Source organism: Shewanella sp. MF05960 (genome assembly GCF_050849305.1).
Classification (GTDB): Bacteria; Pseudomonadota; Gammaproteobacteria; order Enterobacterales; family Shewanellaceae; genus Shewanella.
Genome location: NZ_JBOZPS010000005.1, coordinates 129,264 through 142,606 on the forward strand (window position 1 = coordinate 129,264; position 13,343 = coordinate 142,606).

10 protein-coding genes are annotated in these 13,343 nt (G+C 43.0%); 3 read left to right on the top strand and 7 right to left on the bottom strand.

The window, feature by feature from the left end:
• Positions 1 to 14 precede the first annotated feature (14 nt).
• From ACROAE_RS06820 to hyaA, 5 genes are read right to left on the bottom strand one after another with little or no spacing between them, the layout of a single operon-like run.
• A complete protein-coding gene (locus tag ACROAE_RS06820) occupies positions 15 to 1,973 on the bottom strand; it encodes a NiFe hydrogenase (RefSeq protein WP_432400238.1) in 1,959 nt (652 codons plus the stop codon).
• Positions 1,960 to 2,514, bottom strand: a complete 555-nt coding sequence (locus ACROAE_RS06825; protein ID WP_432400239.1) for a HyaD/HybD family hydrogenase maturation endopeptidase — start codon at positions 2,512 to 2,514, stop codon at positions 1,960 to 1,962. Before ACROAE_RS06825 ends, ACROAE_RS06820 begins: the two co-directional genes overlap by 14 nt.
• Positions 2,515 to 2,529: 15 nt before the next feature.
• On the bottom strand, positions 2,530 to 3,198 hold the full coding sequence (gene cybH, locus ACROAE_RS06830) for a Ni/Fe-hydrogenase, b-type cytochrome subunit (RefSeq protein ID WP_432400240.1): 669 nt from the start codon (positions 3,196 to 3,198) through the stop codon (positions 2,530 to 2,532).
• Positions 3,199 to 3,228: 30 nt separating this feature from the next.
• The gene (hyaB, locus tag ACROAE_RS06835; RefSeq protein WP_432400241.1) at positions 3,229 to 4,932 is read right to left on the bottom strand and encodes a nickel-dependent hydrogenase large subunit; all 1,704 of its coding nucleotides are present in this window, start codon (positions 4,930 to 4,932) and stop codon (positions 3,229 to 3,231) included.
• Positions 4,933 to 4,934: 2 nt separating this feature from the next.
• Positions 4,935 to 6,071, bottom strand: a complete 1,137-nt coding sequence (gene hyaA, locus ACROAE_RS06840) for a nickel-dependent hydrogenase small subunit (protein WP_432400242.1) — start codon at positions 6,069 to 6,071, stop codon at positions 4,935 to 4,937.
• A gap of 404 nt (positions 6,072 to 6,475) precedes the next feature.
• Here hyaA and ACROAE_RS06845 point away from each other — a divergent pair, with 404 nt between their 5' ends.
• Positions 6,476 to 7,324 (top strand): mechanosensitive ion channel family protein, encoded by an 849-nt coding sequence (locus ACROAE_RS06845; protein WP_432400356.1) that lies wholly within the window; start codon positions 6,476 to 6,478, stop codon positions 7,322 to 7,324.
• Between the two features lie 259 nt (positions 7,325 to 7,583).
• Here the strand turns inward: ACROAE_RS06845 and ACROAE_RS06850 are convergent, their stop codons facing one another.
• Together ACROAE_RS06850 and ACROAE_RS06855 are read right to left on the bottom strand one after the other, a co-directional pair.
• The gene (locus tag ACROAE_RS06850; protein ID WP_432400243.1) at positions 7,584 to 8,459 is read right to left on the bottom strand and encodes a DMT family transporter; all 876 of its coding nucleotides are present in this window, start codon (positions 8,457 to 8,459) and stop codon (positions 7,584 to 7,586) included.
• Between the two features lie 329 nt (positions 8,460 to 8,788).
• Entirely contained in the window at positions 8,789 to 9,598 is an 810-nt protein-coding gene (locus ACROAE_RS06855) for a RecX family transcriptional regulator (RefSeq protein WP_432400244.1), read from the bottom strand.
• 602 nt (positions 9,599 to 10,200) lie between these two features.
• On the opposite strand from ACROAE_RS06855, the gene ACROAE_RS06860 reads away from it, so the two are divergent.
• The gene (locus tag ACROAE_RS06860) at positions 10,201 to 11,394 is read left to right on the top strand and encodes an efflux RND transporter periplasmic adaptor subunit (RefSeq protein WP_432400245.1); all 1,194 of its coding nucleotides are present in this window, start codon (positions 10,201 to 10,203) and stop codon (positions 11,392 to 11,394) included.
• A gap of 3 nt (positions 11,395 to 11,397) precedes the next feature.
• Positions 11,398 to 13,341 (top strand): MacB family efflux pump subunit, encoded by a 1,944-nt coding sequence (locus tag ACROAE_RS06865; protein ID WP_432400246.1) that lies wholly within the window; start codon positions 11,398 to 11,400, stop codon positions 13,339 to 13,341.
• Positions 13,342 to 13,343 lie beyond the last annotated feature (2 nt).

The window sequence follows — 13,343 nt, forward strand, 5'->3', positions numbered from 1 at the left end:
TGCTATTTTAGCGTTTATCCACGACGTTGTTTGAGATATAGGCCACCAATTGCAATATTAACCCCATCAAGATCGAGTAACGGATTGACCACCAGCGGAAAGTTTTTACCAATGCGCAGCTGTACTCGTTCTGCCAATACCGGGTTTGCAAATTCATTACCGGCGACCACGAGTTGCTTAATCCCGATGTTTTGATCGACATGCTCAATCCAGTGGCTTAAGTAATCGGCAAACGAATCATGGAACGCAAAAGCAAGCTTGGCTAAATTGGTATCACCAGCCAATTTAAAGCTCATCAATGAACCTAAGGTTTTACACCAGTTAAGGCTACGGTGTGCCATGCCTTTAGTTAACGGAAAATCAATTCGTGGCGCATTATTGCCCTGGTAAGACATTGCGAGCGCGATAAATTTATCGGCTAGCTCACTTACGCATTTTTGTTGGCTGTGTTTGTCCTGGCTTGGGCCGGCGCCAATAATTAATGCCGCGACAGCCATTAATTGACTCAATGCACCATCGCTTGGCAACAGCTGTAAATCCAGTAATTGATTGTATTCTCGCGGGTGCAATTGCTTAAATTTATCGAGTACATTCTTTTGCGGTGAGTCCGACAAACTGTGACACACCTCGTAACCACTGCCTGGCAGCATAGGCAGTTCAAAAAATAACTCGGCATCACTGTGTCCATCTACGGTGACAATTTGACTGGGGTGGTGTTTATTGAAATACAATATCGCCGCATTTTTCACAAACTGTGCTTTAGTATGATGTTCGTTGCTATGGTGACGTAATAAACCCGCAGATAACGCACATAAGCTGTTACTGATGTCTTCGCCTGGTTCGCCCTTATCAATGGCATGTTCAAGCGTGTTGTGATGTTCAGGCTCCATTAAGGCAATGGCGGGTTTATCCTGTGCTTGTTTAGTAAGAGACAGTTTAGCCTGAGAGAGTTTAGTCTGAGAGAGTTTGGGTAACCTCACCACATGCCATTCAAGCAGGCGTTTAGTGCTTTTAACCAAAAACTTGTATTGACTTGTCTTGTAATTATTTTCGTCGTGTAAGCAGGTTAAGTTATTGGGTAGCGGTATATTACCATCGGTTAAGTTGGTTATGGGTAACCAGTAATGGTTGATACTGGCTAAGCGTAAAGGCAGATCCATTTTGGTATTGTCTACGGTGTCCTGGTTAACATACAACCAGTGCACGCCTTTTTGACGAAGCATTTCTGTTAATATCACCAATAAACGGTTTTCAGCAAATTGGATCTCGTACAAAGGCGCATGCAGGCTAGGGTGATCGCTACAAGGCCTAACACGTAACAGCGGTTTTTCGATGCTGGACAACGCCAATACCTGGCTGTCGGTGACGCAAAATTGGCTGTTAAGCGAATTAGGATTACACACTAATATCCGCGGCCTTTGGTACTGGGCTTGCTTGTCACTGGGCGAGAGCGCCAGGGTGATACCGAGCATAGGTAACGTTAAGGTTTTTTCGCTCAGTAAATTATTGGCCATTGCGGCGATGTCTAAATGGGTTAATGATTTTAACTCGCGGCTTAACTTGTAATGGCCTTTGCAGTGTTCACACGCGAAGTTAATGTCGCCAAAATGGGGATGCTGATTATCGCCAAATTGAGGCTGACAATGCTGACAAAAGTACAGCGGTAAACCTTGATGTTGTTTAACGTCAAACGGGTTAGTTTGGCCAGTTTTATGATTAATACGTTTTATTTCAGTTTTTTGCAGCCAAACTGACAATAAAAAATCACTCGCGATATCATCCGCTAATGCTTCAAGTTCAGCCTGGGTTGCATACGCTTCTATAAAATAACAAATCGAATCGTTATCTTGTTGATGCTCCATGCCAATCGATATGGCCAGTTCAGTACGTTGAAGATAGTCATTACATAAGTGCTCATATAACGGCACAGGACGCTGACAGATAAAATCGAACCTAAGGTTATGCATCGACATAGCAACCTCGCTTATAGGCGTCGGGGATCACTTGGCCGATAGCAATATCAGCCACACAGTCATAGGTAAAGCCAAGGGATGTGATGTGCGCGAGTAACGCTTTTTCCATGGTAGGGATTGCGTTAAGCAGGTGAGTGGTGAGCCCGAGCACCATAGGTTCAATAACGGTTGGTGTTACGCCTAACACAAAGGTGTGTGGCCGGTCGCCAACAATGTCCATCATATTGAGAGTTTGCAGCATTTCCACTTCGTGGGCACTGCCTTGCCAGTCTATTTCGGCTGGCGCATGGTCAAAATCAAAAAAGTAAACTTCACCGGGGCCGACGCCCACGCTATTGACGGTATCCACCACGATTAAATGATCATACTGACAGATTATAGGAATAAGCCCCTGTGCCAGGGTGCCACCATCCATAATATCCAGTTGATATTGCACGTGGTTAAATTGATATTTATCTTTGATATAATTGACAAAATGTACGCCGACACCCTCGTCGGCGTACAATACATTGCCTATACCTAACAGCAATATTTTCTTCACAATAATAGATTCACCTTATTTATGAACTTTGTGATAGTCATAACCAGACACAATCGAATCGACTGAATTATGCTTAAAGCGAATACCAGACCACACCGCCATATACATATGGATCACCACAAAGATGACGAACGCCCATGTTAAGTAGTGATGGTAAATCCGCAAGGGGGCTAAACCACCACACAGGCCAGTTATCCAGGCCGATACATCACCTAACATTCCGCCAATACCCAAATGATACACATTGGCGTACAGCACTAAGCCAGTGATACACATAATCAAAGCGACAAACGAAATGGCCACATAGGTCATAAATTGTAATGGCCCGTAAACCCCAGCTTTGTGTAAACTGCCCATCCAAAAATAAGACTTTACTTGCTTAATCCAACTTCGAGGCGATAGCACATCTTTAAATGAACGTCTTTCATGGTCAATACGACTAAAGAAAAACAAGTAAAAACGCACTAAGGTAATACTGGTTAACAAAAAGCCAAAAATGATATGGGCAAAGCGGATCCAACCTTGTACCAATACATCAGTGCTTTCAGGCGCCACTAAAAATGGCCACGAGATATAAAACCCGGTGATCACTAATACCAAAATAGCCAATGCCCTAAGCCAGTGAAATATTCGAATCGCTGGCGTAAATATCAGCTGCCGATTATGGGTTGCGATATGTTCCATACTGTTGTCCCTCCTAATCCATCACCTTAATTAGAACCCATTTGGATCAATTTTAAATTGACCTAAAGTGTGTTTTTTGTAATCCATCACGTGGACAGAACACGCCATACAAGGGTCAAACGAGTGGATAATACGGATCACCTCAAGTGGCCTGGTTGGATCTTCCAGTTTTAGGCCAATAAGTGATGCTTCATAAGGTCCCATTTTGCCATTAGCATCGACAGGGCCAGCATTCCAGGTCGTCGGTACCACTGCTTGATAGTTTTCAACCTTGCCATCTTTAATGCGGATCCAGTGACTTAACATGCCGCGCGGCGCTTCAATCATCGAATAACCTTCGTAGACTTTGCTTGAGTCAATTTCTGGTTTGACGTAGGTCGATTCGTCAGATTGAATATTGGTCAACAGGGCATCAAAAGTAGTTAAACTGGCTTGACCGACTAACACAGTTTGCAACATGCGTGCAGCGGTGCGACCCAAAGTGGTAAACAGCGCATCTAATGGCAGACCAGTGCGAGCCAGTAAGCCATCAACTGCATTTACCACGGTTTGATTACCACGAGCGTAGTTCACTAATAAACAGGCAAGTGGGCCCACTTCTACCGGCTCGTCTTGATAACGAGGTGACTTAACCCACGAGTATTTTCCGTCACCGTCTAAGGTGGGTAATTTGCCGTAAACCGTGTCGCGTTCCACAAACCCTGTGTAATCAGGAATGGTGGTACCTTCATAAGGATGTTGTGGACCGTCAGCTTTATACCAGGCGTGGGTTACATCTTCGCGAATAAGGTCTGGGTCTATGTCCATCACATTGGCTAAATCACCTTTGATGATGACCCCTTGATTAAACAAGAATTCACCGTCAGCCATGATAAAGTCATCGCCACACAAGAAGCTGTTCACATTCACGCCGCCAAGTACACTGGCTTCGGTGCCAAAGGCTTCAGCCGCCATAACAATATCTGCCTGGTATGCGCGCTCAATAAAGTCTTGTACTATTGCGTGTTTTTGTTTCCATTCTTGTAAACGAGCCGGGCTTAACATGTCGCGCACTGAAGTGACACCGCCCACCACAATAGACTGCGGATGGGGCGATTTTCCGCCAAATATGGCGAGCATTTCGGCTGCCACACGTTGTACTTCTAACGCTTTCAAATAATGCGATAACGCAATTAAGTTTTGCTCAGGGCTAAAACGATACGTGCCATTACCCCAATATGCATTGGCAAAGGGGCCCAGCTTGCCGGTTTCTACTAAGCCTTTTACTCTTGCTTGTACCGCTTTTAATTCACCTTCACCGGCTGCAATCGGGGCGTCTGAATAATTCATTGCCACTTTGGCTGCAAGAGCGGGGTCGGCACTTAAGGCCGAGACCACATCAACCCAATCTAATCCGTGTAAATGATAAAAATGCACAATATGATCATGCATATACAAAGATGATTGCATCAAACTGCGTAAGTATTTTGCATTCAGCGGGATTTTAACGCCGAGGGCATTCTCAACCGCTTCTGTACCACAGCGATAATGCGAATAGGTACACACGCCACAAATACGCTGAACAATTAAGCCCACATCCATAGGTGTGCGACCTTTTAATATCACTTCAATACCGCGCCACAAGGTCGATGATGACCAGGCTTTAGTGATGACATTATTGTCATCCACTTCCACTTCTACGCGTAAATGGCCTTCGATACGGGTGATAGGGTCGATTACGACACGTTTACTCATGATTAATCCTCCAAAGGCTTAGCAAATACGCTAGCAACTGCATGGGCGCCAATACCAACAACGGTCGCACCTAAAATGACCGCTCCAATAGTGTCTGCGGTGGCATCAATGCCATGTAAAAGTTGACGTCCTAGCGGTTTTTCAAAGTCCGCCATGTCATCCCAAAAATTCGGTTCAGAACAGCCCATACAGCCGTGACCCGCTAATACCGGCCAACTGGTGTGATGATTAAAACGTTCTGTCGGGCAATTGTTATAGGTATATGGGCCTTTACAACCCACTTTGTATAAGCAGTAACCTTCTTTGGCACCTTCATCGCCAAACTCTTCAACAAACTCACCGGCATCAAAGCGGCCACGACGTTCGCAGTTGTCATGCACCCGTGCGCCATAAGCCCATTTAGGACGATTAAACATGTCCAGTGCAGGTAACTTACCAAACATAATGAAATACATTAACGTACCCACAATGTTCTTTTCGCTGGGTGGACAACCGCCCAGGTTAATCACGGTTTTATTGACCACTTCATGCACGCCTTTTGCGCCCGTAGGGTTTGGCGCCGCAGCTTGTACGCCACCAAATGCAGCGCAAGTGCCGACCGAAATAATTGCGGCAGCATTTTCAGCGGCTTCTTTAACAATGTGTAATCCGGTGTGGCCTTTACAGCCCACGGTTAAATACGCGCCGTTATTGGCGGTTGGTACCGCGCCTTCAACGGCGAGTAAGTAACGGCCTTTATAGGTTTCAAGTGCATGCTCAAGGTTTTCTTCAGCTTGCCAACCCGAGGCGGCCATTAAGGTTTCGTGATACTCAAGCGAGATATGATCAAAAATAAGGCTGTCGAGGTTAGGGGAGTCGGTGCGAATGAGCGATTCAGAGCAACCGGTACATTCAGCCAAGTGCAGCCAAATTAACGGCACTCTGTCGGCTAACTCAGCGGCTTCAGCGACCAAATTACTAAAGGGTAAGGGCAAGGCAAACATTGCGGTGACCGAAGCGGTCCACTTAATGAAGTCTCGGCGAGATATGCCAATGTCGGCCATTTTTTGTTGTAATGTCTTGGGCTGACGCTGGGCAAATTGGCGTAAATAGTCAAGGCGCTCTTGGCCTTGCTTATAAAGGGCTGCATGTGTGTCCATGTTGATACCTTCTGCTTAATTTAGCGCGGGGCTAATAAATAGTTGCATTCCATCAGTATCAATATTAAAACTCGGTTAAAAATCCACCTTGATGTAAATCAAATTGTGAGAAATCCCCTTACCATAAGTATGGTAATTACGTCGAATTCATGATGTTGATCAAGTTAACAAAAATCAAAGCGGACAAATTGTCTCAATTAGAAAATATTCAATACTGTGATCGCGCACTTGTTAGCCAAGTTTTATTCACTCAATTTGAATTGATATTGTTTCGAAGAGTTGCACGAGGTTAAGTTATCCACCATTAACCTTGTTTTCTCAGGGTATTAACCCTAAAGTGTCGGCTTGTATCGATAACGATCCAATGACACGTATAAAACAAGCACAAATAGGTAGTAGGTTTGATAGATAAAATAATGTTAGCCATCGATTTTCTTCTCAATCACAAATTATTATTCACCGCATTGATCATTGTGCTTATCTCATTGATTAAACAATTCATCATTTCAACCATACGCGGTGATGTCGCCTTTTTGTCAGACGTGCAGCGCAAATGGATGTCGCGTACCAAAAATGGCATTTTCATTCTAACCATCATGATTTTGTTCATGCTTTGGCAAACTGAGGTGAGCAAATTTGCCCTGTCGGTAACCGCCATCGCCATCGCGTTTGTGATTGCATCTAAAGAAATCATTTTGTGTTTTACCGGCTCAATACAACGCGCGAGTTCACGGTCGTTTGTCATCGGTGATTGGATTGAAGTGGGCAATATTTATGGCCAGGTTATTGAACATAATTTAATGGCGACCGTTATCCAAGAAATTGATTTAGAAAATGGCCAATACCATTTTACGGGTAAAACGGCCACATTACCCAACAGCATGTTTTTTACTTATGCCGTTAAAAATCATAACTTTATGAAGCGATATGTGTATCACCATATCACTATTACCGTTGCAGAATTTGTCAATCTGTATCCTTTGTTCCCTGAATTAACCACCAAAATTGACGGTTACTGTGAAGACTTTATCGAAGTCGCTCGTCGTTACAATGGCGTGATAGAAAAGCATGCCGGTGTAGATTTACCCGGTAGCGAACCGCATATTCACGTTACCAGTGGCGCTACGGGTGAACAAAACGTCAATATCATGATTTTTTGCCCAACAGAGCGGGCAATCGAATTAGATTACCAAATAAGACAAGATTTTATGGAAGCGTTCCAGCAACGGTTTCACGCACAACCTAAAGGCTAGGTCGTCATGGAAATCACATCACGCTAATAGCAAAGGTGAGTCACTCAAGCTAATAACTCTGGTTAATCGCTCAGGTTAATCGCTCAGGTTAATCGCTCAGGTTAATCGCTCTGGTTAATAGCTCAGGTTAATAGTTCTGGTTAATAACTCAGGCTAATCGCTTTGACAAATAACCCAGGAAAATTCAGCGGGTATGTATGATTAACTCATGCATACCCGTTTTCATTTTTAGGCAATAAAAGTGGTAAAGCAAAACAAGTTATTGAGTAGGGGTCTTTTTCGCAAATTTGATATAGATAAACAGTGACAACAAAATTATCCCGCCGCCAATCAGCTTTTGTGGTTCAACGACTTCACCGAGCAAACTGACAGAGAGCAATAACGTCCAGATGGGTTCAAGGATCATAATCAATGATGCTTTTTCTATCTTAACGCTAAATTGTCCCACGGTTTGCGCTAAGTAACGTAAACAGGTGGCGATGAGTGTCGACACTGCAAACCAAAACACAATATGACTATTTAACTCGACGCTTTCAGGATTAACAATCAGCATTAAAATCAAGCCTACAACGCCTATCATAAACAGTTGCACGCAAATTGAAGTGAGCGGTTTAGCCTTATTCAACACCTGTTTGTTCAATACAAAATGCAGCGACAATAATGCCGACGATAACAAGAAAAACCATTGGCTTTTTTCAACCACCCAACCGTTAGTTAAGGTGAGTAACATAATGCCAATGCATGTTACGGGTAAGGTGAGCCAGAAAATACGTGGAGGCCTGATTTTAAAAAGAATCCATGAAATAAACGGTGCAATAATCATGGCCAGGCTCATGATAAATGCACCTACAGACAATGTATTAGAAATTGAAATAGCATACACCCATACCTCAATTGAGGCGGCCAGTACCACTCCCACAGCACAAAGCGACAATACTTGTTTGAGCCTTAGGGCGAAGACTTGTTTATAGCAAAAGGGTAATAAAATAATACTGGCGAGTAAAAAGCGCGCCGTGACAAAGCTGACACCAGGCACTTCTAAAATCACCAGTTTAGAGGCGATCCACCCCACACCGGCCAAGATTGTCGACAGTAAAATAAACAGCTCGCCACGGTAAGATGGTTTGTTTAACACAATATGACTTCCAATACACAGGCAGGCTTTTGCAATATGCCAATAAACAGTGGTCAATAGTAGCAAATACGTCTGATTTAGTGATAGCTAAAATATCGATAAGCGACTCACATGAGTCGCTTATTTTCATTGCCTTATTAACTTGGGCTATATTCAGGGTAATCGGTTAAGCAGGGTGAGATCGTGAACGTTTTTTGAACTTCTGATATTTTACACCCAATAAATGAGACTGTTAAAGTATGATAACTTATCAATTTAATCATTTTTTGTTATCGATACTAATCAAATTATCGTAACAGGCAGGTCATGGCGTTAGGCTTTTATAATGATTATTCATCGTCAATCACCATCGCTTCTTTAATCTCATCACTGCTAAAGCCCTTACGTGACAAATAAGCGTAGGCTTTCGATTTTTCTTTGTAATCAGCCAGGTTATAGCGTTTTTTAGCCAGCTCGTTTTTACAGCTTAGGTAAAAATCAATGTCATCAGATAGGCTAAGTTGATACACGGTTTCTTCAAACTCAGTCACATCAATCAGCCGTTGTTTGAGTTCTTGCAAAATCAGGGTTTTACCTTTGCCTTTATTAAACAGCTTAATGATTTCTCTGCTCAAATCGGCTTTGTCTGCTTTGATGGCCAATTTTGATCGCAAGCCATCACGCTCGGGATGTTGGGCTAAGGCGTGATCAATTTCTGATCGCGAAAATCCTTTGGTGGTCATTTGCGCGTAGACTTTCTCTTTGCTGGTGGTATCAAAGTGTTCAAATTTGCTTTGTAATCTCGCGCTCGCCATTTCCAATGGGTCGACATTTTGTGCATGCATAACATGTTCGATGGCGCTATCTATTTCTGCCATCGCAATGCCTCGCTGTTGTAACTTACGTTTTATCGCACCAGCACCTATTTCATTGCTAAACGCTAACTCGCAATAACGGATGGCAAATTCAGTGTCTTGTTTTAAATAGCCACCTTCTATCAACCTGGCTAATACCGTATCAATCCATTGCTGATTGTCCGTTTTGCGCTCAAGTTTATTGCGGATTTCATTAATGGTGAAATCTTGTTGTCCAAGGTGCCAATACGCACTGTTGAATACATTATCGATAGTTTTGGCTTGTCGAAGTGGCGGGCGCTGCATAATGGTGTGTAATTATAGAGTGATAGTTAATTTAACCACATTCTAGCAGAATGTGGCCACAGCATAGATGCAAATCGGCTCCTCATCTCACTCATGCTTATGGTGTTGTAAGATGATCAACAACGAAAGCTTTGTTTTTAGCCATAAACCACATGCTGCTGGCTAAAGCGCCAATGCTAAATTGAACAATCCCTAAGCTGTGGATTAAATTATCTGGGTGCAACGAAACTTACACTCCAGTTGATTGCAATTTATTTAATACCAACAATTAACGTTGAACATTTATTTTGCTTAATAATGGGTTAAGGAAGGTTAAGGCGTCGAAGATACTTGGCAAGCAATCACTCACTTTTATAGATTAAAAATGTTGTCATATAGGTGTTTACATTAAATTACATTGCGATGACATAGTTTTACAGCACCCCATGTAAAATGATTCATTAGCTAGTGTGTTAAATACTTAAAAATTGAAGCATCACTTTGAGCGTTAACCTTTTCTACCTTTAAATACCAAGATAACTTATTGTCATTTAACCATGTTGTACAACATGATTAATTAACATACTCACTTTTATTGTTGTATCTGTGGATGTAATTAAAAAATGAAAAAAACCAGTATAAAAAAACTGACTCTCCTGATCGTTGTCATAATACTCATTATCGCAGGCGGTGCATATTTTGTTTTTGACAGCGATAGCTCTGCGCCTAATTATGCGACAGAGTCGGTCCAACGTGGCAATATTGAAAGCAGTGTGTTGGCTAACGGCATGCTTCAAGCGTCTAAATTCGTGAGTGTAGGCGCGCAGGCTTCTGGCCAAATTATCAATTTACCTGTCGCACTAGGCCAGCAGGTAAAACAAGGTGAGTTAATTGCTCAAATTGACAGTTTAACTCAGCAAAATAAATTGAAAGAAGCCATTGCCTCACTCACAAGTAATGAAGCTCAATACCGAGCAAAGCAAGCGCAGATAAACCTAGCTCAACAAGAATTTAATCGCCAAAAATCGATGTTAGCCGACAATGCGAGCTCAAAAGCAGATTATGAGTCAGCACAAGCTACGCTATTGGTATATCTAGCTGAACTCGACCAGCTAAAGGCTCAACAAGAACAGGTCAAACTCAGTGTAGAAAGCGCACAACTAAACCTTGGCTATACCACAATTAAAGCCCCAATGGACGGCATGGTGGTCTATACCGCTGTCACAGTGGGGCAAACTGTTAACTCAACTCAATCAACTCCAACCATCGTTGAGCTAGCTGACTTAACTAAAATGACGGTAAAAGCAAAAATTTCTGAAGCCGATGTGATTAAAGTTAAGCCAGGGCAAGCGGTCTACTTTACCATTTTGGGTCAGCCACAAAAACGCTTCAACGCAACCTTACGCGCCATTGAACCAGGGCCGACCATTATGGATGGCGACGATAGCAACATGACCTCAAGTGATACAGATGCTATTTATTATAATGGGCTGTTTGATGTAGAAAACCCTGATGGTATTTTGCGTATTGGTATGACCGCGCAAGTCTCTATTATTCTTGAGCAGGGCGAAGATGTGATTTTAGTGCCATCGCAAATACTGCAACCTAATCATGGCAAAAGACCTGGCTTTAGAGTACCGGTTTTAGTTAATGATGAAATTGAATATCGTAATGTCACTGTTGGGATCAACAATAAAGTGAATGCTGAAATTACGGAAGGGCTTGAAGAAGGCGATCAAATTATACTCGGAACAGGAGGTTCAACCGATACTGTTAGTGCCCGTAGAGGCAATCGCCGTTCACCGATGGGATTTTAAGTTATGAATGAATCTTCTTTACTTAATATCTCAGGTGTTTACCGCTCTTTTAGTGCGGGCGAGCAACAACTCACCGTACTCAATGACATTAATCTCGACATTAAACGCGGCGAAATGGTGGCCATCGTAGGTGCCTCTGGTTCGGGAAAATCCACCTTAATGAATATTTTAGGCTGTTTAGACAAACCGTCTAAAGGTCAATATTTCATTAATGGCCAAGATACTTCCACCATGGATGCTGACCAATTAGCGCAATTACGCCGCGAACATTTTGGTTTTATCTTTCAGCGTTATCATTTATTGGGCGATCTTGATGCCGTCGGTAACGTTGAAATCCCCGCAATTTATGCCGGTAAAGATAAAAAACAGCGCACCGAACGTGCCAAAGGTTTATTGTCTCGTTTAGGCCTTGCTGATCGACTTGACCATAAACCCGGCCAACTCAGTGGCGGGCAGCAACAACGTGTCAGTGTGGCGCGAGCACTGATGAATGGTGGCGACGTTATCTTAGCCGACGAGCCCACGGGGGCACTTGATAGCCATAGCGGTAAAGAGATGATGAACTTGCTGCAAGAGCTTCATCAAGATGGTCACACTATTATCTTAGTGACCCACGACATGGACGTTGCCAATTTTGCTGACCGAATAATTGAACTTAAAGATGGTGTTATTATTCGTGATGTTGAAAATAACCAGTCAACAACACATAAAGTGTTGCCAGAGGTAAGCACGACCATTACCTCATGGTTAAACTGGGACCGTTACATCGAAGCCTTTAAAATGGCATTAATCGCCATGTTATCGCATCGATTACGTACTTTTTTAACCATGCTTGGCATTATTATTGGTATTGCATCTGTGGTTTCTGTGGTGGCACTTGGAGCAGGTTCGCAAAAATCCGTGCTTGAAAATATCAGCGCGATGGGAACTAACACTATCGATGTTCGATCTGGTAGCGGTTTTGGCGACAGACTTGCGGCCAAAATCAGAACCTTAACGGCTCAAGACAGTGAATCACTTAAAGTATTGCCCTATGTTGACAGTGTGACACCTTCAATTAGTAGCGCGGGCACTATTCGTTATGGCAATCAAGCCGTTTCAGCGAGTTTCAGTGGTGTGGGGGTTGACTACTTTAGAGTACGTGGATATTCATTAGCGGACGGCCAATTTTGGGATGACACCAGCGAAACTGACATGGCACAGCAAGCGGTGATTGACGATAATACACGTAAGTCGTTGTTTTCTGATAGTTCAGCCATCGGTGAAGTGATTTTTCTCAATGACTTACCGGTTCGTATAATTGGTGTAACCAAACCCCAAGAAAGTGCGTTTGGTAGCAGTGACTCACTCAATGTTTGGGTACCTTATACAACGGTATCTGCTCGTATGGTCGGTCAACAATATCTTGACAGTATTACTGTGAGGATCAATGAATCAGCGTCAAGTAGTGCTGCAGAGCAAGGCATAATTGCATTATTAAAAATGCGCCATGGAACAGAAGACTTTTACACCATTAATACGGATACAATTCGAGAAAGTATCGAAAAAACCTCGCAAACTATGACACTACTGATTTCAGCAATTGCAGTGATTTCGCTTATTGTAGGTGGTATTGGAGTAATGAACATTATGTTGGTGTCTGTTACCGAACGTACTCGAGAAATCGGTGTGCGTATGGCCGTGGGAGCAAGGCAAAGCGATATATTACTTCAATTTTTAATTGAGGCTGTTTTGGTGTGTTTGTGTGGTGGTGCTGTTGGGATCGGGCTTGCCTACTTAATTGGCCAAATATTTGCCATTAGCGGGGGGAGTTTTCAAATGATTTACTCTACAGCATCGATTGTCGCTGCGTTTGCCTGTTCAACCTTAATTGGTATTTTGTTTGGCTTTTTACCGGCCCGCAATGCCGCACAACTCGACCCTGTAGATGCTTTAGCGAGAGAATAATA